Genomic DNA, 26,403 nt, shown 5'->3' on the forward strand with positions numbered 1-26,403 from the left:
GGAAATACCGGTTCATGATTAATATTAGCTGGGATGATTTCCTGGATTTCCTCAATCGTAAAATCACTCAATTCATCAACGACATATTTTAAAATATGTGCTAATATCTTGGTATCACTAAGAAGAACTTTACAAGTTTCATCAAGCTTTACACTTTTAGAATCATTATTGATAATTGATTGATTAATAACTGTAGCTGTGTAATTATCCATAGACAGCACCACCAGTTACTAAAGATAAATAAGTTTGATTATTAAAAAACATCTTATTGGCATATTTCATATTAACACTCCATTACTATAATATTTAAATAATTTTTATTGTTTAATATGCCAAAGTTATTTTAAAGACAGTTATATTATAGCATATAAAATACTATATATTATCTCAAATTTATCTCATTTTTATAAGCAATAAATATAAAAAAGTAACAAACTAGATTTACTAATTTGTTACTTATAATTTTTATTGCAATCCTTTTACATCTTTACTAGAAATCTTTTCACCATTTTCAACTTTATCAATTACATTTTTGATATCTTCTAATTTATCTTTATCAGGAGCAGTAACATATGTTCTTTGTCCTTTTTGAGAATATGTTTTGTACGTATATTCAGGATCTCCTGTTACTTGAACATTGAACATATCCCATTCTGCCATATCATCTAGTTGCATATTTATTAATGCTTTGATATCATCACTAGCCATATCTGTTTCAAATGTTCCTTCAACAGCTGACAGAATATTATTGTAATTAGTAATAATTTTAGGTGATATTGCCTTATCGATAATAGCTTTTAATAATTTCTGTTGATTTTTACCACGATCAAAATCGCCATTTGGTAAAGCATAACGTTCTCTAACAAAGCATAATGCTTTATCGCCATCCATTTGATTTTTACCTTTTACAATTTTGTAATTACCATGCAATGTTGTAAATGCATAATCTGAATTTACTGTTACACCACCTAATGCATCAATAATATTAGTTACACCAGAGAAATTAGTTTTAGCATAGTAATTAACTTTTAAATCCAAGAAATCTTCTAACGTTTGAATCGTTTCATTTATTCCATACATCGCCGAATGGTTAATCTTATCCATTTTACCATTCATGTGTAAATTAACTTTAGTATCTCGTGGAATACTTACCATTAATATTTGTTTTTCAACCGGATTAACACAAACAAGTAAATTAACATCAGCTCTTGAAATAGTATTTACTGATCCATAAGTATCAATTCCAGTAATATAAACGATAAAAGAATTTTCAGTAACATCTGTTTTAGTTGTTACAGTATTTATTTTTTCTTCTACTTCCATTTGGTAAACTACTCTAGTTTCATCGCTGAAAGATTCATGATTAGTTTCTAATATTCCTAAGTATGATTGATCAGCAATGATGCAATCAACTTCATTTTCATATAAAGCGTCTGCTAATACAGCGTAATCATCATAATTTTTTTTCTTTGGTTCGCTACCAATTTGATCTTGAATTTGAGCTAGTGCATCAGTAATATTAGAAACACTAGTTTTATTTTCAACACCAATAGTTTTTCCCTTTAAATCTTCAACTTTTTCAATATCACTGTTTTTCATTACATATACAGCGATAACTCTTGTCTGAGTAAATGCATTTGTAATGTTATTAATAAAGTCATTTCCTCTTGCAGCAAAAACACTGACTGTAATCATAAATATTGAAAGTAAGACACTTGTAAATTTACTAATAAAAATTCTAAAGCGTTTGCCTGTACGTCTTTTTTTACGAGCACCTGAAGTTATCCAAATAACTTCACCTAAAAACAAGACTAATAAAATTACCACCAGGATTAAATAATATCTTAATGGTAACATCTTTAAACTATATATATATGCTAAGAATACAATAGAAGCTATTAATTGAAAAGTTAAGATAACTCCTTTAGATAAAAGCTTAGATAATATTCCTTTCTTCTTTTTTCGTTTCATATCTTCACCTCATTGCACCTTATATAATAACATAATGTAATGTCATAATATAGCTATATTTGTAAAAAAAATTAGAGCTTAATCAAAAGCTCTAACCTTCATAATCTGTTATATCTTTTATATCATCTTTGCTAATACGTTCTCCGGCTTCGATTTTATCAATAACATCTTTAATTAAGTTAACTTGTTTTCTATACGGTTTCATAACATATACATTAGATCCTGACATTGAGTAAGTTTCGTCTGTCATGTAACCTTCTCCAGTTACTTGAATATCAAATACTTCCCATTCAGCCATATCATCTAGCTGCATATTAAGTAATGATCTAATTTCTTCACTTGACATATCAGTTTCAAATGTTCCTTCAATAGCACTTAAAATATTATCAAAATTAGTAATAATTTTTGCTGACATTGCTTTATCAAGCATTGCTTCTAATAATTTTTGTTGATTTTTACCGCGGTCAAAATCGCCATTTGGTAATGAATAACGTTCTCTAACGAAACATAATGCCTTATCGCCATCCATTTCGTTTTCACCTTTTACAATTTCATAGTTACCGTGTAGTGTCGTAAAAGCATAGTCCGAATTAACTGTTACACCACCTAATGCATCAACGATATTAGTAATTCCACTGAAATTAGTACGTGCAAAATAGTTAATTTGAATATCTAAGAAATCTTCAATTGTACTAATTGTTTCTGCCGTACCATAAATACCAGTATGCGTTAATTTATCCATCTCACCGTTTTTATTTAATTTAATTTCACAGTCACGAGGGATACTAGTCATTAAAATTTGTTTTTCAACAGGATTAACAGTTACTAATAAGTTAACATCACTACGAGAAACAGTATTTACTGAACCATATGTATCAATTCCTGTAACATAAACAGTAAATGTATTTTCAGTTACATTTGTTTGTTTTGTATTAACTGTTAATTTAGATTCATATTCATATGATTTAATTACTTTAGTTTCATCTTTAAAACTTGGATGATTGATTTCTAACATTGCATCGTATTCTTGTCCAACAATAATAGCATCAACTTCACCATTATATAAAGCATCTGCTAGAGCACTATATTCTTCATATCTATTCATATGTTTTTGTTCACCGATTTCTTCTTCCATATCGGCAATTGCTCTTGTCACTGTTGTTGTATCATATTGATATGATACACCAAAATTTGCTCCATCAAGATCTTTTAATTTTGTTGCTTCATGATCTTTCATTGTAATTACAGAAACAAGATAATTTTGCGTAGTTGCTTCACTTACTTGATTAAAAAAATCGTTTCCTCTAACTACAAATGTAGAAGCTACCATTAATAGGATACTTACCAATAAACTCACTAATTTAGTAATTATTGATCTTTTACTACGTAGACCCTTGTCTATTTTCTTCTGTCCACTTTTCATAATAAAGAAGAAAATAATAATTAGTAAAACTAATCCTATACATCCAGGAATAAAGTATTTAGTTGGCACCACTTTTAACTGGTACACAAAATATACAAAAATTGCTGTTGCGATCAATTGAACCGCTAAAATTAAGTATTTCGAAGTTATAAAACTTATAAACTTATTTTTTTTCTTCATAGAAGCCTCCTATTTTAGTACTTTTTACCGTTAAATAATATCATATTCTTTTTTATAATACAAATTTATGGCGAAATTATGAAAAAATTTAATAAATTTGTAAGAATTTATTTATATAAATTAATATTTATATAAAATATACTGATTATATCTATATAATTTATTATTATGATATACTAATATAAAGACTATTTACAAAAGGAGCTAATTCAAAATGAAAAAACTTTTAATAATTATTATCATTGCTTTATTTTCATTAACTGGTTGTAATTTTTTTGAAGCACCTGTCCAAAAAGAAAAAACAGATTCCAAAGAAAATATTGATATTGATATTGATAATGATCAATTTAATGATGATACTAGCTATTTATATTACTACAATAATTTATCTACTAAAGAAAAGGATATTTATACTAGTATTTATAACTGTCTAATTAACTATCAATCTAAAATTGAATTACCTTCAGCGGATTATGAACAAATAGTAAGTATTAACGAATATGTACTATACGATCACCCAGAAATATTTTATTTCAACTATTTTGAATTACAAAATCAAGTTGATGTCTGTTATTACAAACCAATTTATACCTATAATCAAGATGAAGTAACAGAACTAACAAAACAACTAGAAAATATTCGTAATCAATTTATTAGTTCATTGGATTCTAATAGTAGCGACTACGATAAATTAAAAGCTATTTATAATTATGTTATCGAAAAAAATACTTATGTTGATGGGGCTAAAGATAATCAATACATTACAAGTGCTTTAATATATGGTAATACTGTTTGTAGTGGTTATGTCAAAGCCATTCAATATTTATGTGAAGCTATTGATATTAATTCTGCTTATATTGTTGGTAAAGCTTTGAATGATAGTGATAATTCTAGTCATGCCTGGAATTTAATTGAACTTGATGGTGATTACTATTATCTTGATGCTACCTGGGGTGATTATGTTGATGAACAAAATGCTTTTACAATGTACTCATATTTTATGTTTGATTCTGATACAATGTTAAAACTTTATCAACCTACAAGTGATTATAAAAATACAATTAATGGTAAGTACTGCTATTTTGATTATGAAAATTACTATAATGAAAGTTATGATTTAAATCAATTAAAAATAATGGTACGCAATTATCGTAATAATGGTATTAATTGGATGGAATTTAAATTTAGTGATAGTTGTTATCAACAAGCAAAAACTAATTTAATTGATAACGAAGAAATGTTTGATTTATATAATCAATATGCCTCTGGCTCTTATTCGATTCAATATTTTTACTTAGATTCTTTAAATATTTTAATTTTTAAAATGCCTTAATGCTTCTCGACAACGGTCGTTATTTTAATTAAATTTTCGAGATTTTTTCACGAATTTTAACGAAAACTTTATTGTATTAAGGAACTATATTAGCTAGTTTTCTAAATCAAGAATTATCTGTTTCTAAACCCTTTTCTCTTTTAAACTGTATAAATATAATAAATTTTGTCACTAAAACGAAAGGGGAATACAAAGATGACAGACGTAAAAAAGTATACAGTGTACATTTTAGAAGAAAACAAAGATTTATTGAAAAATATTAAGGATAGCTTATTGGCCACTAATAATTTTACCGTTATTGGTAATAGTGATAGTGCTGTTAGCTGTTTAAATTATTTATCTAATAATACTTGCGATTTACTGATTATTGATTTAATGTTAAGTAATATTGATGGTATCGGTGTTTTAAACAAACTAAAAGAAATTAACAATCGTGCATATAATAAAGTAGTATGCATCACAAGTTTTACAAATCCTTTGATCTGTGAAACGTTAGAAAAATTAAATGTTAGTTATTGCTTTAAGCAACCTTTTGATATTAATTATTTCATCTCTACTTTAAATTCAGTAATGAAAGTATCTTTAGAAGATATAAAAATGATGTCTCAAGATGAATCTGAAAAATATCAAAAAATTAAACTTGAAAATGAAATTACTGATATATTACATGAAGTAGGAATCCCTGCTCATATTAAAGGTTATATGTACTTAAGAACCGCTATTTTATCTACTTATTATAATATTGAACTATTAGGACAAGTTACAAAGGTATTATACCCAGATATTGCTCGCCAATACAGTACTACTGCTTCACGAGTTGAAAGAGCAATTCGGCATGCTATCGAAGTTGCATGGAATCGTGGTAATACTGATGCTATTGATGATATTTTTGGCTATACTGTTAGTGCTGCTAAATCTAAACCTACTAATTCTGAATTTATTGCTATGATTGCTGACAAATTGCGCTTAGAACACCAAACCAAAGCCGCAAGTCGTCATAGTTATTTATAAAATCTATAGTTATCTTTTTAGAAAGAATCAATGAGATGAAAGATCTCCATTGATTCTTTATTTTTATTGTCTAATTTCTAATAATAACTTATCTACAATCGTTGAGATAAACTCTGAATTACACGGACGATGATTGATTCTATAACCAAATACATCATCTAATTCATCTTGATCTCCATTTTCCCAGGTATTCTTAATTATATGCCGAATTGATTGTTCAACACGTGAAGCTGTTGTTCCATGTGCTCTAGCAATTCTGGGATATAACTCTCTAGTAATCTCACTTAAAAGATTAATATTTTCAATCACCATTGTAGTCCCGGTAACTAAATAATAAAAGCCTCTTAAATGACGTGGCATTCCCATTTTAATTAATATATCATGAACTCTTTTTTCATTATTTATTTTAGAACTATATTCGATCTTGTTAATTGTTGTTGCATTTACAATATTTTTTATAATTTCCATAAAATAATTATAATTTAACGGTTTTTTGAAATAATAATCAATTTTCAATTTTTCTAATTGATCAAATATCATTCCACTACTAAAATTACTTATACAAATAATATTTCGAAACGCATTATAATTGATTTCCTTAACTCTTTTAACAATTCCAAGTCCATCTATTTCCATTAATATCAAATCAACAATTAATAAGTCACAACTATTACTTGACAAATAATTTATACAATCACTGCCACTATCAAAATCTGCTTTTAAAACATATTTTTCCCGTTCTTTAATCTTACCTATCAAATTTTTTCTTAATTCTTGATCTTCTGTCAATATTACTATAGTTATTTCACTGTCCATTTTAATTTTTCAATGTTATCCACATTTCTCCTCACTCTTTACTTTATCCCTGTTTTTTATCTCTTACTAAATTTCTAAAAATTTACATATTAGCAAAATTTTCTTCAATATCCCCATTATTTATTTTCCCCCTTTCTGGCTAACAAAAAAAGTATAACAAATTTTTGTGGTTTAGAATATAAAACTTATGTGTATAAAAAAAATTCACAATAATTTTATAAAAAAAGGACTCAAAATTTCTCTTGAATCCATAAACTTTATTTTATTATTTAAATAATGCACTACCAATTCTAACTAATGTTGCTCCACATTCCATGGCTTCATGATAATCATTTGACATTCCCATTGAAATCTCACTCATTGGAAATTCTGGATACTTGTTTTTCAAGTCATCAAATAATTCTTTAGTTTGTTTAAAATAAAGACGTGTTTCTTCATGATTAATATTTGGTGCCATCATCATTAATCCTTTTACTTCTAAATGCGGACATTTTTTTAAATAATCAAATACTTCTTCAATTTCTTCAACTTCAAAACCATGTTTACTTTCTTCTTTAGCAACATTGACCTGCACTAAAATTGGCATCTTTAATTCATGTTTACGAGCCTGCTTTTCAACTTCATCAATTAATGAATAACTTGCAATTGAATGAATTAAAGTAACTTTATCAATAATATATTTTACTTTATTTGTTTGCAAAGTACCTATAAAATGAAATTCTCCATTACCATGGTAATGTTCATATTTTTCTAAAAAAGCCTGAACACGATTTTCACCAAAATACTTCACACCTAAAGCTTCTAGTTTTTCAATTTCATGATAATCAACATATTTTGTAGCTGCTACTAATTTAGCGCCTTTAACTTGCGCTAATATTTCTTTTACTGCTTCTTCATTTACTATCATTTATATCCCTCCATAGACAATATTTCCATCAATAATAGTTGCAAGAACTTTAATATCCTTTATTTTATTTACGTCTACTGATAGTATATCATTTTCTAGAATAACTAGATCACAAAATTTTCCAATTTCTATTGATCCTTTGATATTTTCTTCAAATGAAGCATATGCTCCATCAATAGTAAATGAATCAATTGCTTCCTCTCTAGTTAAAGACTGCTCTTTTAAATATGGTCCAGTCCCATCAATTGATGTTCTTGTTATTGCTAGTTGAATACCTTTTAAGATATCAGGTTTTTCAACCGGACAATCAGAACCATTAGAAATAGTAGTAATTTCTTTCAATGTTTTAAAATTATAAGAAGTTTTAGCAATCTCTGGCTTTACACGTTCATTAACAATATGATTATCATAATCCAAAAAAATACTTTGAATATATGCATGTAGATGCAATTGTTTTATTTTTAACAATTGATCTTGGCGAGTAATTTGACAATGAACAATACCATGACGATGATCTTGACGTGGATGGTTAGCTAAAGCATATTCATAAGCTTCAATTATCCAATCAAGAATTCCATCACCAATTGCATGAATAGCTATTTGCATTTGATTTTTATTTGCAAAATCAAACATTTCTTTAAATTCTTCTTTAGTATATACAGGAATTCCTTGAGTAGTAGGATCATCATAATATGGTTCACTTAAATATGCAGTCCGTCCACCAAGTGAACCATCACCAAGCATTTTTAATGGTCCAATCTTAAACATATTAGTTCCAACTCCAGTATGATATCCAGAATCAACGAATTCTTTTAATGTTACTATATTGGTAAATTGAGCTTGTTCATATACTCGCACTGTTAATTTATTTTCAGCATCTAACTGTTTTAATGCTTCTAGTGCATCATGATAATTATCTGTTGCACTTAAAAAATCATCACTTTGTACAGAAGTTATCCCATAAGAATTTAAACTTTTTTGAGCGATCATAATTGACTCTTTAATATCATCTACAGTTGGTTTGCCTATTGCATTATAGATTAAATTTAATGCATTTTCTTTAAAAATACCAGTTTCTAAATCATAACTGCCCCCTTCAACTTCTTGGTCATGGATATTTGCTAATTCAATTGCTTTACTATTAGCTACTAAAATATGTCCACAAGCTCTTGTAATTACAATTGGGTCTTCTTTACTAATTGAATCTAAATCTTTACGAGTTGGAAATCTTGAAACATCTTTAAAATAATCATGATTCCAGCCCCTCCCGACTAGCCATTTTCCTGGTAATAAATTACGTTGTAATTCTCCAAGAAGATCAGCTAATGAATCAGTATGATTTTCTAATAAAAGATTTCTTAAACTTTGTCCATAATTAACTAAATGCATATGTGAATCATTAAAACCAGGATAAACATATTTTTTCTTTAAATCAATACTATCACCATTATATTTTAATGCTTCATCATCATTACCAATAAAAATAATTTTGCCATGTTTTTCAACAAATGCTGTTGCCTTTTTATGACCATATAAATTTCCATTATAATAAATTTTCATTATAATTACCTCAACTATCTATCTTTTTATCAATATTTATACATGTAATAGAAACCGCATCACAACCATTGATCCATTTGATTCTTCTAATATATAATTGTAACTTAGCCCCTATAGCATCATTATATATTAATTTATTATAAGTTTCCTGGTTTTTGTTCATTTCTTTTAAAGGACAATTTTCGCATTGTTGTTCTTTAGACAAAAATGTTCGATAACAATAATCACCTATTTTAATATTTTTATACATTTTTCTTATTCGATTATTTACATATATCAATCGAAATGTATTTGGATTAATTATATAAATACTGTTTTCTTGAAAATCTAATATGTTTTGCATTATTTGACTATACAAATTTTTTTCCTGTTCCTGATATTTTTTTACAATAAATGTATTAATAATCGCAATAGCAGTTATTAGATTTTCTTTTTCTTCATTAGTAAATTGGTATAATTCATGATATTCTAAACTTATTATCCCAATAATATCATTTTCACTTTTAATTAAACATTGAATAACAGATTTAATCTCAGTGTCTTTATATAATTTTTTTAATACGTTATTATCATTTAAATTTTCTACATTATCAATCCATAAAATACCATTTTGATTAAACAACTCTCCATATTCATTCAATTTATTCGATGATAATAATTCTATTAAATTGTTTCTAATTTTTTCTTCATACTTTAACGTGCTAATAATCTTATATTTTCCATCAATTAAATCTTTTGTAATTATTAAACTTTGTTTCAAATTATAGTGCATCTCTAATAATTCTAAAATAGCATTAATTGTTTTTTGGAGATTTTGTGAGCTATATAGGATTCTAAAAATATAATCCTCTAAATTTTTTATTATTGCATTTCCAGGTTGTTTAACCATTCTTTTTTTATTGTTTACACTTTTAATATGATTAGTTATTGAACCTGTATACAAATATATATCGTTTTTATTTTCGTTTTTCACTTTATATAACGCTTGATCACTATGAAAATATAGTTCTTTAAAATTATGACCATGATTTGGATATAAAGCAATTCCAATAGAAACCGATATATTAATTTTCACATCACTAGCACCATACACTTTATTTAAGCTTTGGCAAATACTTTTTGCTTTTTCAATTACAATTGGAATATTAGGAATATTTTTCATTAATATTAGATATTCATCACCACCTAACCGCGCAATTAAATCATCAATCCTAAATAATGATTTTAATTTTCTTGATATTTCACAAAGTAAGGCATCACCATATAAATGTCCAAAATTATCATTTATAGCTTTAAAATTATCAATATCTAATATCATAATTGCATGTTTACTATCAGGAGCTTTTTCTATAAGCTGGTTTATTTTAAATTCTATTGCTTTTCGATTATACAATCCAGTTAGTGGATCTAACTCGATCTTTTTTTGCATCACTAAATCTTTTACTTTATTTTCATTAATATCCTTAATATATTCACATGCATACAACTGATCATTAATACAAATCAGAAAAATAGATACTTTTACAAAATGATATTTCTTAGTCTTTTGATTATAAAACCGATATTCGAACTTTAAATAATGTTCGCCATTTTGATACTCTTTCAACAAATTAACTGTACTTAATTCCTTGATGATTCTTTCATAGTCATTTTCATTAACATTATTAGCTAATGAATATACAAAATCACTATAGTCTTTGCCATTTGTTACTGTGATAAAATTATCAATTCCAACATGCTGTTTTAAAATTCTATTATTGTATAAATCAACTTCAATATAGTATAACGAATCTTTGCCTAAAACTTCTCGATATTCTCGTTCTATTTGATATTTTGTTTTCAATTCAACATATTTATTAATATTTTCTACTGCAGCTATAGCTTTAACCGGTTGATTTTGTTGATCAAAAATGGTTGTACAATTTAATCTTACCCACTGAAACTCTCCATCATAATTACGCATTTTTAATTCAATTTGATTATGTGGTTTTCCTTCAGCCATTTCTTGGCACATTTTTTCTACTCTTTTACTATCTTCGCTGCTTATAATATCCATTGTTACTAAACTTTCAGGAATATTATAATATATTCTATTATGATCTAAGATTCGTAAAACGGCATCATCAGGGCAAAATAATGCTTTTATGCTTCTTTCTTTAATATCATATTCCCATAAATATGTATTAGCTTGCTTAAAAGCAATTTGATAAATCTCTTTATCGATAGCCAATTTATTTTTATCTTTTGATAATTCATCAATATTATTAGCAACTAAAAAATATCCTTCTAATTTACCATGATAATTAGATATTTTTAATACTGTAATTTTAATTGTTTTGTCATTATAATTCTCAAATATTTCTAATTTATTTTCATTTAAAAAGTTCCATTTTTTTATTTTAGCGCATATTTCTTTAATAAAATAATTATTTAAATATTTATCAAATGCTTTATTCTTATATAATAGATTATAATTTTCATCAATCACTACAATTACATTATCAATGACATCTAAAAGCGATTTATATTCGTTATTAAATTTTCCCATTAATTCATAAATACTATTTACTTGCAACATACTTCCCTCCATATCCACTATTTTGATCTAATTAAAACATTATTGCATAGAAAGAATATATGAACGATTTTGATGCTTTATGATAAAGGATTTTAATTAATATCCACCTTATATAATTATTATGTATTTTATTTGTGATAAAGTTGTTATATTTTATCTATTTTGATTATAATCATAAACTATTAAATTATTCAAGAACTTTATTAATATTTTGTAAAATCTATTTAAAGTCATAAAAAAAGTATGCTAACTAATGTTAACATACTCTTCAGTCATCAATATTTTAATGTATTCTAGTACCATTAGGTAAGTTTTCAACACTGATAACTTCTAACATATCATCATTATCACCAGCTAAGATCATTCCTTGAGATTCTACCCCTCTTAATTTTGCTGGTTTTAAATTTGCAACAACAATTACTTTTTTACCTACAAATTCTTCTGGTTTATATTTATCAGCAATACCACTTACTATTTGTTTTGTTTCTGTTCCAATATTAATTTTAGAAACTAATAATTTATCAGCCTTAGGATGCTTTTTGCATTCTTCAACTGTTCCAACTACTAATTCAATTTTACTAAAATCATCGATTGTAATTAATTCTTTAGCTTCCTCTTTTTTTACTTCTGGCTTTACTTCTTGTAAAGCTTCTACTTTCTTTTGAATTTCTTTTGGATCTAATCTTGCAAATAACATTTCTGGTTTTTCAACAACTTTTGTACCAGGTTGATATAAACCAAATTGATTTAATTCTAATAAATCGCGTTTATCTGTATTAATTTGATCTAAAATTTTATTAGCTGTTGATGGAATAAATGGTATTAAAGCTACTGCTGCAAAACGTATACTTTCAATTAAATTATAAATAACTGTTGCTAAACGATCTTTTTTACTTTCATCTTTAGCAAGAATCCATGGTGTTGTTTCATCAATATATTTATTAGTTCTTCTAAGTAAAGTAAAGATAGCATCTAAAGCATCAGCAGATTTAAATTCATCCATTTTAGCAATTACTTTCTTTGGCATTTGTAATGCAGCTTCTTTTAATTCATCATCAACTGCTTCACTAACATTTGGATTATTAATAACACCATCAAAATATTTATTTGCCATTGCAATAGTTCTATTTACTAAATTTCCTAAAACATTAGCTAAATCAGAATTAATTCTTTCTACTAATAAATCCCATGTAATACTTCCATCATTATCATATGGAATTTCATTTAATACATAATATCTTACTGCATCCACACCAAAAATATCTACTAAATCATCAGCATAAATTACATTTCCTTTAGATTTAGACATTTTACTTTCACCTTGTAATAGCCAAGGATGTCCAAATACTTGTTTTGGTAATGGGATATCTAAAGCCATTAGCATAATTGGCCAATAAATAGTATGGAATCTTACTATATCTTTTCCAATTAAATGTAAATCAGCTGGCCAATATTTTTTATATAATTCGCCATGATTACCATCTACATCGTATCCTAATCCAGTAATATAATTAGTTAAAGCATCAATCCACACATATACAACATGTTTAGGATCAAAATCAACAGGAATAGACCATTTAAATGATGTTCGAGAAACACATAAGTCTTGTAAACCTGGTTTTAAGAAATTGTTGATCATTTCATTTTTACGAGATGCTGGTTGAATAAATTCTGGATGCTCTTCAATATGTTTCATTAAACGATCTTGATATTTAGATAATTTAAAGAAATATGCTTCTTCTTTTGCATCATGTACTTCACCACCACAATCTGGACATTTACCATCTACTAATTGAGTTTCTGTGAAGAAAGATTCACATGCAGTACAATATTTACCTTCATAATGTCCTAAATAAATGTCACCTTGATCATATAATTTTTTGAATATTTTTTGAACTTGTTTAATATGATATTCATCTGTCGTTCTCATGAAACGATCATATGTTGTATCCATTAAATCCCAAATTCTTTTTACTTCTGCTGCTTTTTCATCAACAAATTGTTTTGGTGGAATTCCAGCTTCATTAGCTTTTAATTCTATTTTTTGTCCATGTTCATCAGTACCTGTTTGAAAATAGACATTATATCCTTCTTGTCGTTTAAATCTTGCAATTGCATCAGCTAAAATAATTTCATATGTATTCCCTATATGAGGTTTACCTGAAGTATATGTAATCGCTGTTGTTAAATAATAATCTTTATTATCTTTCATATCCACTTCTCCTTTTCTAAAAATAAAAAACGCCCTTATTAAAAGGACGAAATAATCGCGGTACCACCTTTTTTACACAAAAATGTGTCACTCAATACTTTTAACGCAAGTTAAACGGTTATCTTTAATTATTCGAGATAACAGCTCTGGGCCCATCACTTAAAGCTTAACTCTTAGTTTCCACCAGCCACTAAGTCTCTATTAGCGCTACTTTAACATTTTCCCTTCTTCGCTTTTCCACTCTTAACTTTAACAAACTCTAAGCCTAAAGTCAAATTAATTTTCATCTAATATTGTAGTTCCATAAGAATTATCTATCACACATAACCATTTACCATCTATCAAACGATAAACATAGGTTGCCCTTCTTTCCATACTATATTCACTTTCTTGAGCATTATTTGCATCTAGTAAGGTTTGTGATATAACTAAAACTGTATCACCTGCTTCTAAAAATTCCATTTTCCCTTGAGTTGGAACAATACTATTATCAAAATATTTGGCTATTTTAATAAAAGCTTCTTTAATTTCTTTTTTTCCACGAGCAATTTTGCCAGGCCTAACTACTAAAATTGCATCATCACTATAAAAATCCATCAAATGATCAAAATCTTCGTTTTTAATTGCTAAATCTGCTTGTTTAATTAATTCTTTAATTACTTCCATTTATACCACCCCTCAATATTATAACATATTATCAAATATAATGTTTCACGTGAAACATTATATTTGATAATCATCACTTCATTTCATATATTATAAAGCATGAGTATTTGAATTTAGAGTCTATGCAAAAATTACAAGATAATTCTAATTTTTAATAAATTTTATATTTATACTTGTACTTATTTACTATATTGCTTTTGCATATCTAACACCTAATTTATATATACCTAAATTCATCAAGATTATATTATTATAATGATCTAATAACATTTAGTTACCAAATCTAATCCAATATTAGTATCAAAAATATTATTTATTTTAAAATAATATTTTTATTCTTTAAAACTTAATTAATCTATATTATATTTTTCCTATTTTGTAACTACTGGATTATCAAAGTTTACTTTTATAATATTTTTATCAGAAATATTTTCTTTTATCTATATATTTTAAAATCATATATTTATTAAACAATATCTATATGCTATTTTTTATTATATTCATAACATCCGTATTTTATAATTATGATTTTCTTGCTACTATTATATTTAAAATTATTTTTCATGTTAACTACTTTATTATAATAATGTTATTATATTTAAAATTATCAGTTATATATAATATTTATTATCACTCGTTAAGTCCTCATTTGTTTTATATTTGTAGTTACAGCTTTTTTTATTAATCATGGAGATTTTATTATTGTTTAATTTCTCAATATTTAAAAATAAAATGTTTCACGTGAAACATTTTATTTCTATCATTTATTACCTATTACCATCCCATGGCCGATTTATTTCTAAATAGATCTTTTGCATTTCTAAATCAGTCTGCGCCATTTTATCCGCACATTCTTTTAATCTAATTTTAATATCATTATTTGTTTTTGATTCATTTTTGTAACAAAGTTCGTGTTCCAATGATGCCCAACAATCCATTGCAATTGTTCTAATTTGAATTTCTACTGGAACATTGATTTTGCCATCTTTTTGATAAACAGGTACACTAACAATTAAATGAAAACTGCGATACCCATTATTTTTTGGATACTGAATATAATTACTATGTTTAATTTGTGTAATATCATCTTGATTAACTAGTAATTGAGCTATATATTGAATATCATTTAAATAATTACAAATAACCCTAATACCAGCAATATCATATAATTTTTTAATAGCAGCAACTGTTTGATCAAGTTTCTTTCTTTTTAATTTGCCTTTAATACTTTCTATAGATTTAATTCGATATTGAATACCATGAATTGGACTATGTCCATACTTAAAATTTAATTCTTGATCTATTAATTCCAATTTGGTCTTAATAATCTTAATAGCAGCTTCATATTGTTGCATTAACTCATTAAACTTTTCATTTTCATAACTTATTATTTCCCAATCCATTATATATCACCCATATAATACTTTATTAAAATATTTTAAAAACAATATATATTAATTATGTTTTTTTGTGTTTTATCAATATTTCTATTATCTCAACTTATCTAATATATATTGTTAAACATATAAATAAATTTAAATCTTCTGTCTCTTTGTCTCCTTTTAATATGTATTTCTATATAATAATATTTTCTATTAATTAAATTTAATAGCATTATAAATTTTAATATACTTATTATAAATAATTATTTATTAATAGCTACCTATAATATTTACAATCTTACTATATTTGATAAAGTATATATCATATGCCTGATTATTCTCCTATATTTTAGTTTTGCAATTTTCCAAGTAGTAATATCGTTTATAAGAGAATATTTTACATTATCATTGTACTAAAGCTTATTTAAAATTTACAGAATATCTGTAAGTTTAATTATAAAAAAATACTCCGCTAATATTAGCGAAGTACTGTTTTTAATTCTTTATACTCACCTAATGTAGATAATGTTACAAATTGATATCCCTTATTAGCTAACTCAGCTAATGCCATTTCCAATCCATCAACTGTAAAGTTATGAATATCATGGATAAGTACTACTGCACCATCATAAGCATTGTTAACAATAGCATCTTTTATTTTATTGGCATCTTTTAACTTCCAATCTAATGTATCCACTGTCCATAAAGCAATTTGCATTCCATTATTTTTGACAACAGTTTTTACATTATCATTATAAGCTCCAAATGGTGGTCTAATTAAACTTGGTTCATCTCCAGTAATACTGAAAATTGCATTTTGTGTATCAACAATTTGTTTATTAACAGCATTTGTATCTAATTTTCTTAAATCAGGATGATCCCAAGAATGACTTGCAATTTCAAAACCATGTTCATATACTGTTTTAACAATATCTGGATATGCTTGAACATTTTTACCTAATTGGAAAAATGTTGCACGACCATTATATTTTTCAAACATCTCAACAACACGAAGTGTATTTGTTTTATGCGGTCCGTCATCTAGAGTAAAAGCAATCATTTTTTTATTTGGATCGATTTTAGGTAATGGTGTCGGTGTTTTAACATCTAACGGGGCATTTGAAGGAATATTTTTATTTGCTAATCTAATTAAATCTTTATTTTCTTCATATTTAATTTCAACTTTTTCCTTCAATTTATCATTAGTATATATAACAACCTTATCCTTTTTTATTTCTAAATTATCATTGTCTTGATTTATATTATCAATACCATTGATATTTGCTAGTGATATTTTGTAATTCTTTCTTAATACATCATTAACTGTTAAAACTTTCTCGTTTTTAGTATCGTAACAAAATAGCTTATTTGACTGTTCTACTAATTTATCATCTTCATTATAGCGATTCATAGAGAGTTTTAAATTGACATACTGTTTATAAACTTGATCTATTGAATAATCCATATAAAGGATATCTTTACTATCCTTATTAGCTTTTTGATCTTTTATATAATCATTCCAACAATCATTGATGATTTTATTCAACTCTTTTATATTGGTTTTTGGATAATACATTGATATAAAGAATTGTTCATTTTCTTTTTGATAATGCTGGACTTCACCAATTTTTTTATTATTTTCATCATATTGGTAATATTTTTCATAAGGTCCTTCTCTATTGGTAATCCAAAAAACAAATGCTATAATTATTGCAATTATCAGAAATAAAATTGCTAATGATTTTTTCTTAAATCTTAATTTTTTATTTTTTCTATATCTATATTCCATACTTACATCCTTCCCATGAAACTATCATACTTTATTTATTATTTTAAATCAAACGACAAAATATAGAAATACAGAAATTCTTAAATGTTTCACGTGAAACATTTAAGAATTTAATTACTAAAAAATGACGATATTAATCATTTTGACTATGATATAATGCGTATAATTCATTTTTATTAACTTTTCTTAATTTAGATACTTCTTTTATAGCATCTTTAACACTCATTCCTTTATTTACATAATTATCTACCTCTGTAATAAGTATTTCTGGAGATAAATTAACTTCATCATTATCATTATTACCAGAAACAACAATTACCATTTCCCCTTTTAGCTCTGCAGTGATAGAAATGATCTCACTAATTTTCCCTCTTATAATTTCTTCATGTTTTTTTGTAATCTCACGACAAAGTGCAATATGACGATCACCCAAGATATCTTGCATTAACTTCAATGTTTTACTAATTCGATGTGGTGATTCATAAAATACGATTGTTTCTCGATAGTTTTTTAATTTTTCTAATTCTTTTCTTTTTTTCTTATCCTGATGATCTAAAAAACCATAGAATAAAAACGGCTGAGGTGCAATACCAGAAACTACTAGGGCATCTAAACAAGCATTAGCCCCACTAACAGGAATTACATTAATATTATTTTCAATAGCAGCTTTAACAAGTTCGTATCCTGGATCAGAAATTGCTGGATAACCAGCATCACTAACTAAAGCAATATCATTACCTTCTAATAATAAATTAATTAATTTAGGAATTGATTGACTTAAATTATGCTCATGATGAGATATTAGCTTAGTTTTAATATCATAATGATTTAATAATTTAATTGTATTTCTAGTATCTTCAGCACCAATATAATCAACTTCTTTTAAAACATTAATTGCACGAAATGTAATTTCTTCTAAATTTCCTATTGGAGTGGCAACTAAATATAAAGATGGCGCTTGATTTTCAAAACTTTTTTGTCTATTCATATATTTTTTCTCCAAACATTTTTCTTACTTCATTACTATAAGAACCATCTTCATTATGAGCATATAATGGTGGTTCAATTTTTAGTCCTTTTTTACCTTTATACATTCCTTCAACTAACAAAACATGACTGTCTCGATTGACCTTTGGATAGACAAATCTTATTCTTTTTGGTTCAATATCATATTTTTGCATAACATTTAATATTTCAATCATCCGATCAGGACGATGAACCATAGCAAAACGTCCTTTATTATCTAATAAAAAGGCAGCTGCTTTAATTATACCCTCTAAATCTATTTTTATTTCATGGCGAGCTATTGTCAAATATTCATTTTCGTTTAAATTACTTTCTTCATCTACTCTAAAAAATGGTGGATTACAAACAACTAAACCAACTTTAGGAAAGTTTTTGACAAAATTCGCAATATCGTCATGAACTATTTCTATTTGATCTTCTAGATTATTTAAAGCAACGTTTTTATTAGCTAGTTCAACTGCTTCTTGTTGAATTTCTACTCCAGTAATTTTTCGATTAGTTCTCTTTGATAAAAGTAAAGGTATTGCCGCATTATTGGTTCCAAAATCAACTATATGTTTTACATCTTTATTAATGGTACAAAAATTAGCTAATAAAACAGTATCCAAAGAAAAGTTAAACATGTCTTTCCTTTGGACAATCTTCATGTTCTTATGAGCTAATAAATAGTTAACTACTTCTTGATCAGACATAACTAATTAGGCTTTTGATTAAATTCAATTTCATCTAGATTAACAAAAATTACTGCACCATTATTATCGATTTTAATTAAATCATTAATTATATTCAAACCTAATACTTTTACTTCTTTACCTTCATATTTAACGCGACTACCTATTTTTGGAAAACGTTGTTTCTCTAATGAATAAACATCGTCTTCATATTTTAAACAACACATTAATCGACCACAGGCTCCAGATATTTTATCAATATTTATTGCCAACATCTGATTTTTTGCCATGTTAATTGATACACCATTAAATTCTCCTAATAAGGATGTACAACAAAGTGGTAATCCGCATGTTCCTATTCCTCCAATTATTTTTGCTTTATCACGGGGACCTATCTGTCTTAATTCAATTCGACAACGAAAAACTGTTGCTAACTCTTTTAATAACTCACGAAAATCCACTCTAACATCTGAAGTATACATAAAAATTACTTTTGCTTTATCCAGAGTAAATTCGCAATTGGTTAATTGCATATCGACATCATAACGAGCTACAATATCTCGACAAGTTACCAATGCTTCTTTAGCGTCTTCAAGATTTTTTAGATATGCCTCTACATCTTTTTTTGTTGCTCGACGAGTTATTTTTTTTAATTCTGTATCTAAGTTAAATTCTTCTATTGATTTTAATGATTGTGATATTTCACCTAATTCTACACCACGAGCAGTTTCAACAACTACATAATCGCCTTTTTCTAAATCAATATCAGTAGAAAAGTAATAAACTTTTCCAGCACTTTTGAATTTAACACTTGCTAATTTAAGTTGTTCCATATAATCTCCTTTCTATAAACGATACATCATACTATCTATTAACATTAATAGATTAGCATTGCTTTCTATTGTATAAATAGTTTCTAAAATAATTTCAATTTGTTTTATTAATTTGTTTTCATCTATTTGCAAACTATTAAAGAAATCGTAATGGGCACTGAATACTAAATTTTGATTATGTTTCACGTGAAACATATCTTTCATTGCTAAAACAAGCATATTTAAAAATAATTTAATATCATCACGTTCTTTATAGTTCTTCAATAAATTAGTTTGAACATTAATAATCAAATTCATTCTTTTCGTATACAAATCCTCAATAAAATTAATTACTTCAGTTTGCATATATTCAAATCTTTCATCATATAAATTTTTAGCTTCTTCTTCACTAGCTGATAAATATGTTAAAATTTTAGCAGCCTCTTCAGGAATATTACTTTTAATTAAAGCTTTATATATTACCTCTTTACTATCAGGCTTAATATCAATAACTTGACAACGTGACAATATAGTTGGTAATACCCTACTAATATTATTAGTAGTAAAAATAGCATAAATACCTGATGTCGGTTCTTCTAACATCTTTAATAATGTATTCATAGCTTCTTTAGTAGCTGATTCAATATTTTCAATAATATAAATTTTTGCTTTACCTTCTAAAGAAGATTTTTTGAAAGTATCTTGGATATATTCAATATCACCTTTTTTTATTGAAGTCTCTTTTCCATCATATCTAATAATATCTCCATACTTATTTTCTAGAACTTTACGACAATCATTACATTTTTCACAAGCTAAAGTTTCGTCACAAATTAATGACATTGCTAAGTAATTTAATGGTACTTTCGTATTATTACCAACTAGTAAAAAAGCATGAGGAATTTTATTTTGAATAAATTCATTTTTTATTAAATTATAGAATTTTGGTTGATTTTCCTGTAAATATTCTTTCATAACTTTTCCTTTATTACAGTTAAAACTTGATCAACGACTTCATCTATTGACTTATTAGCATCAATTTTAGTGATTCGATCAGCAAACTTATTACAAATTTCCATATAACCTTCATAAACCTTTTTATGAAAATCATTTGACTCTAAATCTAAACGATCAGTACTACGATTTCCTTTATTAATTCTTGCTAACCCAATTTCATATGGTAAATCAAAAAAGATAGTAGCATCTGGCTGAATATCACCAATTGCAAATTGATTCATTTGATAAACTTCATCAATTCCAATTCCTCTAGCCACTCCTTGATATGCTAGAGAACTGTCAACGAAACGATCACAAATTACAATATATCCTTGATTTAATGCTGGCTGTACTTTTTCAATTAAATGTTGGCGTCTAGCTGCTGCATATAATAAAGCTTCCGTACGAGCTTCCATTTTAACATTTTTTTTATCTAAAATAATATTTCTTATTTGTTCAGAAATATCAATTCCACCTGGTTCTCTTGTTAATAAAACTTTGTGTCCTTCATCTTTTAGTTTTTCAACAATAATTTTAGACACTGTTGTCTTACCACTACCATCAGGTCCTTCTAATGTAATAAACTTACCTTTCATTTTTATTTCCTTCCAATTTTTTATAGACTTTCGTTGTATATTATAACATATAGCAATTAAAACGTCATTTTAAATAAATCATTAAAAATATTGATTTAGCCAATATAAATACCCTATTTTCCTCTATTATTTATGGAAATAAATTAATAAAAAAAATTAGCACTCTATACTTGACAGTGCTAAAAAATAGACTATAATAATAGTTGTAAAAAGAAAAGATGATTTATTCATGAAGTAATTTCAAAGAATAAATTTAAAAGGAGATGATTTATATGAAATTACTACCTGGATTTGCAACTTTTGATGATGTTTTTGATAACATGTTTGATGATCATTTCTTTAGAGGAACTAGAACTACTAATTTAATGAAAACTGATGTTAAAGAAGTCGGTGACAACTATCAATTAGAAATGGAAGTTCCTGGCTTTGCTAAGGAAGATATTTCTATTGAATTACATGATGGATATTTGAATATCAGTGCTAAAAAATCTAATGATAACGATCAAAAAGACAATGATGGTAATATCATTCGTCGCGAACGTTATTCAGGATCTTGTTCACGTAGCTTCTATGTTGGTGATGATATTAAACAAGAAGATATTAAAGCAAGTTATAACAATGGTGAGTTGATTATTAAATTGCCTAAAGAAGCACCAAAACAAGTAGAAACAAAAAGTAATTTTATTCCAATTGAATAATTTTAGTTAACATTTTCACTATAGTTGATGCTAAAAATAAGAATATTATTATGAAGATGATTTATTCATGAAGTAATTTCGAAAAATAAATTTAAAAGGAGATGATTTATATGAAATTACTACCTGGATTTGCAACTTTTGATGATGTTTTTGATAACATGTTTGATGAACCTTTCTTTAGAGGAACTAGAACTACTAATTTAATGAAAACTGATGTTAAAGAAGTCGGTGATAACTATCAATTAGAAATGGAAGTTCCTGGCTTTGCTAAGGAAGATATTTCTATTGAATTGCATGCTGGATATTTAAATATCAGTGCCAAAAAATCTAGTGATAACGATCAAAAAGACAATGATGGTAATATCATTCGTCGCGAACGTTATTCAGGATCTTGTTCACGTAGCTTCTATGTTGGTGATAATATCAAACAAGAAGATATTAAAGCAAGTTACAACAATGGTGAATTGATTATTACATTACCTAAAAATGCTCCAAAAGAAATTGATACGAGCAGTAAATATATTCCTATTGATTAAAATCCGGTTTAAAAACCGGATTTTTTTTATATTAGTGAGATAATATAAATAATGATAATTCCAGATAATGGTAATAATGATAAAATAAAAATATTTAAAAAGTTATAACTAAAATAGTTGTTAGTAAAAATATTTATCAAAAATAAAATTATATAAGCTCTAATGATTACATAAATAATTTGTTTCATAAAAAAACACCTCATTAAATTGTATGAGATGTTTATATTTTTTTTCTACCTTCTAATGATTTTAATAATGTTAACTCATCAGCATAATCAATATTACTTCCTATTGGAAGACCATTAGCAATTCTACTAGTATTAATATTTTTCTTGGCTAATAACTTGGCTAAATAAAGAGCTGTTGTCTCTCCATCTCTAGTAGGATTAGTAGCAATAATTACTTCTTTAACATTATCATCTAAGCGATCAAATAATGAAGCAATATTTAAGTCTTCGATTGTTTTACCTTCCATAATCGATACAGAACCATGTAAAACATGATATAAGCCTCGATATTCTTTTACTTTTTCCATTGCAAAGACATCTTTAGGATCTTCAACTATACAAATAGTAGACTGATCACGATCAGGATCTAAACAAATATCGCAATATTCATTTTCACATATATGACCACATTTTTTACAATAATGAATTTTATCTTGAATTGTTGCTAAAGCCTCAGCAAATTCATCAACATATTTTTTATCCATAGATAAAATATGATAAACTAATCTTTCAGCACTTTTACCGCCAATTCCAGGCAAACGTTTAAAACAATCTACTAAATCCTGAAATGCTTGTGGATAATTCATAAGTACCTCCTATTCTTCAAATTCAACTAAATCACCAAACAGTTCAACTGCTAAAGCCTGCGCATCATTTAATTCAGGCTGATTATCTTCTACATCACCAATATGATGGAGAACAATTGGCTGTGGTTTTGGTAAAGTTCCAGAGCGCATCATTTTAATATATGTATTTCTAAGTTCTGTCCAATTACTACTTTTTACAGCAATAAAATCATAACTTTCACCCAAAACTTCTGTTAAAAACTTCTTCAACTGATGATAGTTTCTAGTTTCGTTTACTTCATTAACATTTGGCTGATGTTCAAAAGCAATAATAATACCACCTTCACAAGCAGCAACCGGAGTTCCATCGCAAAGCATTGAAGCAAATTTTGCTGTATTTAAATTAAAACGATAACGAGCAATTACTGACCATTTTTCTTTAATTTCATTTAAAACAGTTCGTTTTGCTTGAACTAAAATATTTAATATGTCATCAAATGATACTTCAACATTAACTATTTCTTTCTTTTCTGTTTTTACAGGTTTATTTTCTACTTCTATCGATTCAATTGGATTATTAACTTCTTCACTATATGTTAAATCTTCAGGATAATAATCAGGCTCATTAATAGGTTCATTATAATATTCGTCTTCTTGGATATCAATAATTGGTTGCTGTTGTACATTATTTTGATTATCAATACCTGCTTCTTGTTGATTATTATTTTGAACATCAGCAGATATATTTTCTTGAATATCATTTTCAACTACTGATGTTGCTTTTGAAGTATGGTCAACTTGTAAAACAGGTGTATTTTCTACATTAATTTTATTTTCATCTTTGACTTTATTACAAATTTTAAGCATTGCTAGTTCAAAATATGTATTAGCATTAACTGATTGACTATAATGTGAACTAGCATCAATTAAAATATCAATGATTTCAAATGCTTCTTCTACTAGAATATATGGTGCTAAATTATCAACATCTTGTTTAGTTAAGACAAATAAAATAGAAATATCCTGAGTATTTTTATAAATAATAATATCTTTTAAAACGTCAATTAAATCAAACGTTAATCTTTTAATATCTATACTACCGCTTAGCATGTTTTCAAGCGACTCTAAAACACCCTTGATATCTTTAGATAATAATTGCTTAATAAACTTAATTTTATTATCCATTGATAATAAGCCATATACTTCATTTACGTTAGCGACCGTAAGTTCATTATTAAAAGCTAAACACTGCTCTAAGATACTTAAAGCATCACGCATTCCCCCATCAGCTAGTTTTGCAACTAATTCTAAAGCTTTAAGATCATATTTTTTTTGTTCAGATTTTAAAACAAATTCTAATCGCTCAACGATATCATGATCATCAACTTTTTTAAAATCAAAACGCTGACATCTAGAAATAATAGTTGGCAAAATTTTATGAGGTTCTGTTGTCGCTAAAATAAAAACAATATGTGCAGGTGGTTCTTCTAATGTTTTTAATAAAGCATTGAAAGCTCCTGGTGACATCATATGAACTTCATCAATAATATAAACTTTATATTTACCGTTTATAGGTGCATATTTTACTTTATCAATTAAATCACGTACTTCATCAACACCATTATTACTAGCAGCATCTATTTCAATAACATCAGGATGCTCCCCTGCAGTTATAGCCTTGCAATTAGGACAATTGTCACATGGTGGATTTTCCCCGGTACAATTTAAAGCTTTTGCTAATAATTTAGCGATAGTTGTTTTTCCGGTTCCACGAGGACCAGCAAACAAATAAGCATGACCAATACGATTTTCTTTAATAGCATTTTTTAATGTTGTAACTATATGTTCTTGTCCCGCAACTTCTTCAAATGTTTGAGGTCGATATGACCGATATAAAGCTTTATATGACATCACTAATTCACTCCTCACTTTTACCTATTATACTATATAATCGATAAAAAAAGGATAAAATTATTAACTTTTATCCTTCTTTCGTTTATTTTTAAAATAATCTTTAATTACTTTAGAACACTGTTCTTCTAAAATGCCAGGTATAATTTCTGGATGATGGTTGACAGGCTTTTCACTTTGATAAATACTCGTTAAAGCTAACCACCTTGATTCATAGGCTCCAAAAACAACTTTCTTTATCCGACTATTTATTATTGCTCCAGAACACATTACGCAAGGTTCTAAAGTTACATATAACGTACACTTATCAAGATACCATGAATCTAACTTTTTACAAGCTTCTTCAATTGCTAAAATTTCTGCATGAGCTGTAGCTAATTTGGTAGTTTGTCGTAAATTATGACTACTACTAATAATTTGATTATCTTTAACAATAATAGCTCCCACAGGCACTTCATCTTTTTCAAGACATTTTAAAGCTTCCAAATATGCAATCTTCATAAATTCAATATCTTGATCCATAATTTTTCTCCTTT

24 protein-coding genes and 1 other annotated feature are annotated in these 26,403 nt (G+C 26.6%); of the genes, 4 read left to right on the plus strand and 20 right to left on the minus strand.

Translation table 11 applies throughout. The features are described from left to right. From B5F09_RS01705 to B5F09_RS01715, 3 genes are all read right to left on the minus strand, one after another. A partial coding sequence (locus tag B5F09_RS01705; RefSeq protein ID WP_394335294.1) for a hypothetical protein occupies positions 1-212 on the minus strand: 212 nt, incomplete at its 3' end. A gap of 253 nt (positions 213-465) precedes the next feature. Then, positions 466-1,971 carry an LCP family protein gene (locus tag B5F09_RS01710; protein WP_087370920.1) on the minus strand — a complete coding sequence of 502 codons (1,506 nt, stop codon included), beginning with the start codon at positions 1,969-1,971 and terminating at the stop codon, positions 466-468. Between the two features lie 91 nt (positions 1,972-2,062). After that, on the minus strand, positions 2,063-3,574 hold the full coding sequence (locus B5F09_RS01715) for an LCP family protein (protein WP_087370923.1): 1,512 nt from the start codon (positions 3,572-3,574) through the stop codon (positions 2,063-2,065). Between the two features lie 214 nt (positions 3,575-3,788). Here B5F09_RS01715 and B5F09_RS01720 point away from each other — a divergent pair, with 214 nt between their 5' ends. Next, the gene (locus B5F09_RS01720) at positions 3,789-4,907 is read left to right on the plus strand and encodes a transglutaminase domain-containing protein (protein WP_087370927.1); all 1,119 of its coding nucleotides are present in this window, start codon (positions 3,789-3,791) and stop codon (positions 4,905-4,907) included. A 195-nt stretch (positions 4,908-5,102) separates the two neighbouring features. Next, positions 5,103-5,918, plus strand: a complete 816-nt coding sequence (gene spo0A / locus B5F09_RS01725) for a sporulation transcription factor Spo0A (RefSeq protein ID WP_087370930.1) — start codon at positions 5,103-5,105, stop codon at positions 5,916-5,918. 63 nt (positions 5,919-5,981) lie between these two features. Here the strand turns inward: spo0A and B5F09_RS01730 are convergent, their stop codons facing one another. The 13 genes from B5F09_RS01730 to tmk all read right to left on the minus strand — a co-directional run bounded on the left by B5F09_RS01730 (position 5,982) and on the right by tmk (position 21,929). Further along, positions 5,982-6,734, minus strand: a complete 753-nt coding sequence (locus B5F09_RS01730) for a sporulation initiation factor Spo0A C-terminal domain-containing protein (protein WP_087303332.1) — start codon at positions 6,732-6,734, stop codon at positions 5,982-5,984. Between the two features lie 265 nt (positions 6,735-6,999). Further along, on the minus strand, positions 7,000-7,641 hold the full coding sequence (locus B5F09_RS01735; RefSeq protein WP_087370933.1) for a YggS family pyridoxal phosphate-dependent enzyme: 642 nt from the start codon (positions 7,639-7,641) through the stop codon (positions 7,000-7,002). Next, the gene (locus B5F09_RS01740; RefSeq protein WP_087303328.1) at positions 7,642-9,201 is read right to left on the minus strand and encodes an amidohydrolase; all 1,560 of its coding nucleotides are present in this window, start codon (positions 9,199-9,201) and stop codon (positions 7,642-7,644) included. A gap of 10 nt (positions 9,202-9,211) precedes the next feature. Further along, on the minus strand, positions 9,212-11,779 hold the full coding sequence (locus B5F09_RS01745; RefSeq protein WP_158095795.1) for a sensor domain-containing diguanylate cyclase: 2,568 nt from the start codon (positions 11,777-11,779) through the stop codon (positions 9,212-9,214). Between the two features lie 283 nt (positions 11,780-12,062). Beyond that, positions 12,063-13,991, minus strand: coding sequence for a methionine--tRNA ligase (gene metG / locus B5F09_RS01750; RefSeq protein WP_087370938.1), 1,929 nt, complete (start codon positions 13,989-13,991; stop codon positions 12,063-12,065). 39 nt (positions 13,992-14,030) lie between these two features. Beyond that, positions 14,031-14,230, minus strand: a binding site (T-box leader). A gap of 37 nt (positions 14,231-14,267) precedes the next feature. After that, complete coding sequence (locus tag B5F09_RS01755; protein ID WP_087303432.1) at positions 14,268-14,657, minus strand: DUF4440 domain-containing protein; 390 nt, start codon at positions 14,655-14,657, stop codon at positions 14,268-14,270. Between the two features lie 767 nt (positions 14,658-15,424). Further along, positions 15,425-16,060, minus strand: coding sequence for a GTP pyrophosphokinase family protein (locus B5F09_RS01760; protein ID WP_087370941.1), 636 nt, complete (start codon positions 16,058-16,060; stop codon positions 15,425-15,427). 457 nt (positions 16,061-16,517) lie between these two features. Further along, on the minus strand, positions 16,518-17,828 hold the full coding sequence (locus B5F09_RS01765) for a polysaccharide deacetylase family protein (RefSeq protein WP_087370944.1): 1,311 nt from the start codon (positions 17,826-17,828) through the stop codon (positions 16,518-16,520). A 133-nt stretch (positions 17,829-17,961) separates the two neighbouring features. Continuing rightward, on the minus strand, positions 17,962-18,816 hold the full coding sequence (gene rsmI, locus B5F09_RS01770; RefSeq protein ID WP_087370947.1) for a 16S rRNA (cytidine(1402)-2'-O)-methyltransferase: 855 nt from the start codon (positions 18,814-18,816) through the stop codon (positions 17,962-17,964). Beyond that, a complete protein-coding gene (locus B5F09_RS01775) occupies positions 18,809-19,546 on the minus strand; it encodes a tRNA1(Val) (adenine(37)-N6)-methyltransferase (RefSeq protein WP_087370950.1) in 738 nt (245 codons plus the stop codon). The genes rsmI and B5F09_RS01775 overlap by 8 nt, the downstream gene beginning before the upstream one ends. Before the next feature lie 2 nt (positions 19,547-19,548). Further along, positions 19,549-20,358 (minus strand): stage 0 sporulation family protein, encoded by an 810-nt coding sequence (locus tag B5F09_RS01780; RefSeq protein WP_087370953.1) that lies wholly within the window; start codon positions 20,356-20,358, stop codon positions 19,549-19,551. A 12-nt stretch (positions 20,359-20,370) separates the two neighbouring features. Next, a complete protein-coding gene (locus B5F09_RS01785) occupies positions 20,371-21,312 on the minus strand; it encodes an AAA family ATPase (RefSeq protein WP_087370957.1) in 942 nt (313 codons plus the stop codon). Beyond that, positions 21,309-21,929, minus strand: coding sequence for a dTMP kinase (gene tmk, locus B5F09_RS01790; RefSeq protein WP_087370960.1), 621 nt, complete (start codon positions 21,927-21,929; stop codon positions 21,309-21,311). The genes B5F09_RS01785 and tmk overlap by 4 nt, the downstream gene beginning before the upstream one ends. Positions 21,930-22,201: 272 nt before the next feature. Between tmk and B5F09_RS01795 the strand changes: the two genes are divergently transcribed. Both B5F09_RS01795 and B5F09_RS01800 read left to right on the plus strand, forming a co-directional pair. Beyond that, complete coding sequence (locus tag B5F09_RS01795) at positions 22,202-22,627, plus strand: Hsp20/alpha crystallin family protein (RefSeq protein ID WP_087370963.1); 426 nt, start codon at positions 22,202-22,204, stop codon at positions 22,625-22,627. 110 nt (positions 22,628-22,737) lie between these two features. After that, positions 22,738-23,163, plus strand: coding sequence for an Hsp20/alpha crystallin family protein (locus B5F09_RS01800; RefSeq protein ID WP_087370966.1), 426 nt, complete (start codon positions 22,738-22,740; stop codon positions 23,161-23,163). 26 nt (positions 23,164-23,189) lie between these two features. Here B5F09_RS01800 and B5F09_RS14955 read toward each other — a convergent pair whose 3' ends face one another. The 4 genes from B5F09_RS14955 to B5F09_RS01815 all read right to left on the minus strand — a co-directional run bounded on the left by B5F09_RS14955 (position 23,190) and on the right by B5F09_RS01815 (position 26,389). Continuing rightward, on the minus strand, positions 23,190-23,351 hold the full coding sequence (locus tag B5F09_RS14955) for a hypothetical protein (protein WP_204215169.1): 162 nt from the start codon (positions 23,349-23,351) through the stop codon (positions 23,190-23,192). A gap of 32 nt (positions 23,352-23,383) precedes the next feature. Further along, positions 23,384-23,977, minus strand: coding sequence for a recombination mediator RecR (gene recR / locus B5F09_RS01805; protein WP_087301975.1), 594 nt, complete (start codon positions 23,975-23,977; stop codon positions 23,384-23,386). A gap of 9 nt (positions 23,978-23,986) precedes the next feature. Continuing rightward, positions 23,987-25,867, minus strand: coding sequence for a DNA polymerase III subunit gamma/tau (dnaX, locus tag B5F09_RS01810; RefSeq protein WP_087370969.1), 1,881 nt, complete (start codon positions 25,865-25,867; stop codon positions 23,987-23,989). A gap of 63 nt (positions 25,868-25,930) precedes the next feature. After that, positions 25,931-26,389: a nucleoside deaminase gene (locus tag B5F09_RS01815; RefSeq protein ID WP_087370972.1), complete on the minus strand. Its 459-nt coding sequence runs from the start codon at positions 26,387-26,389 to the stop codon at positions 25,931-25,933. Positions 26,390-26,403: the final 14 nt, after the last annotated feature.

The organism is Erysipelatoclostridium sp. An173 (genome assembly GCF_002160495.1).
GTDB classification, from domain to species: Bacteria; Bacillota_I; Bacilli_A; order Erysipelotrichales; family Coprobacillaceae; genus Thomasclavelia; species Thomasclavelia merdavium.

What these genes read in the sequence shown, in the direction of transcription:
- B5F09_RS01780 (WP_087370953.1), bottom strand. Translation starts at nt 20,358, where the DNA reads ATGGAACAACTTAAATTAGCAAGTGTTAAATTCAAAAGTGCTGGAAAA.
- tmk (WP_087370960.1), bottom strand. Translation starts at nt 21,929, where the DNA reads ATGAAAGGTAAGTTTATTACATTAGAAGGACCTGATGGTAGTGGTAAG.
- B5F09_RS01745 (WP_158095795.1), bottom strand. Translation starts at nt 11,779, where the DNA reads ATGTTGCAAGTAAATAGTATTTATGAATTAATGGGAAAATTTAATAAC.
- B5F09_RS01735 (WP_087370933.1), bottom strand. Translation starts at nt 7,641, where the DNA reads ATGATAGTAAATGAAGAAGCAGTAAAAGAAATATTAGCGCAAGTTAAA.
- B5F09_RS01740 (WP_087303328.1), bottom strand. Translation starts at nt 9,201, where the DNA reads ATGAAAATTTATTATAATGGAAATTTATATGGTCATAAAAAGGCAACA.
- B5F09_RS01800 (WP_087370966.1), top strand. Translation starts at nt 22,738, where the DNA reads ATGAAATTACTACCTGGATTTGCAACTTTTGATGATGTTTTTGATAAC.
- B5F09_RS14955 (WP_204215169.1), bottom strand. Translation starts at nt 23,351, where the DNA reads ATGAAACAAATTATTTATGTAATCATTAGAGCTTATATAATTTTATTT.
- recR (WP_087301975.1), bottom strand. Translation starts at nt 23,977, where the DNA reads ATGAATTATCCACAAGCATTTCAGGATTTAGTAGATTGTTTTAAACGT.
- B5F09_RS01720 (WP_087370927.1), top strand. Translation starts at nt 3,789, where the DNA reads ATGAAAAAACTTTTAATAATTATTATCATTGCTTTATTTTCATTAACT.
- B5F09_RS01775 (WP_087370950.1), bottom strand. Translation starts at nt 19,546, where the DNA reads ATGTCTGATCAAGAAGTAGTTAACTATTTATTAGCTCATAAGAACATG.
- B5F09_RS01785 (WP_087370957.1), bottom strand. Translation starts at nt 21,312, where the DNA reads ATGAAAGAATATTTACAGGAAAATCAACCAAAATTCTATAATTTAATA.
- B5F09_RS01730 (WP_087303332.1), bottom strand. Translation starts at nt 6,734, where the DNA reads ATGGACAGTGAAATAACTATAGTAATATTGACAGAAGATCAAGAATTA.
- B5F09_RS01795 (WP_087370963.1), top strand. Translation starts at nt 22,202, where the DNA reads ATGAAATTACTACCTGGATTTGCAACTTTTGATGATGTTTTTGATAAC.
- metG (WP_087370938.1), bottom strand. Translation starts at nt 13,991, where the DNA reads ATGAAAGATAATAAAGATTATTATTTAACAACAGCGATTACATATACT.
- rsmI (WP_087370947.1), bottom strand. Translation starts at nt 18,816, where the DNA reads ATGAATAGACAAAAAAGTTTTGAAAATCAAGCGCCATCTTTATATTTA.
- dnaX (WP_087370969.1), bottom strand. Translation starts at nt 25,867, where the DNA reads ATGTCATATAAAGCTTTATATCGGTCATATCGACCTCAAACATTTGAA.
- B5F09_RS01710 (WP_087370920.1), bottom strand. Translation starts at nt 1,971, where the DNA reads ATGAAACGAAAAAAGAAGAAAGGAATATTATCTAAGCTTTTATCTAAA.
- B5F09_RS01715 (WP_087370923.1), bottom strand. Translation starts at nt 3,574, where the DNA reads ATGAAGAAAAAAAATAAGTTTATAAGTTTTATAACTTCGAAATACTTA.
- B5F09_RS01815 (WP_087370972.1), bottom strand. Translation starts at nt 26,389, where the DNA reads ATGGATCAAGATATTGAATTTATGAAGATTGCATATTTGGAAGCTTTA.
- spo0A (WP_087370930.1), top strand. Translation starts at nt 5,103, where the DNA reads ATGACAGACGTAAAAAAGTATACAGTGTACATTTTAGAAGAAAACAAA.
- B5F09_RS01755 (WP_087303432.1), bottom strand. Translation starts at nt 14,657, where the DNA reads ATGGAAGTAATTAAAGAATTAATTAAACAAGCAGATTTAGCAATTAAA.
- B5F09_RS01765 (WP_087370944.1), bottom strand. Translation starts at nt 17,828, where the DNA reads ATGGAATATAGATATAGAAAAAATAAAAAATTAAGATTTAAGAAAAAA.
- B5F09_RS01760 (WP_087370941.1), bottom strand. Translation starts at nt 16,060, where the DNA reads ATGGATTGGGAAATAATAAGTTATGAAAATGAAAAGTTTAATGAGTTA.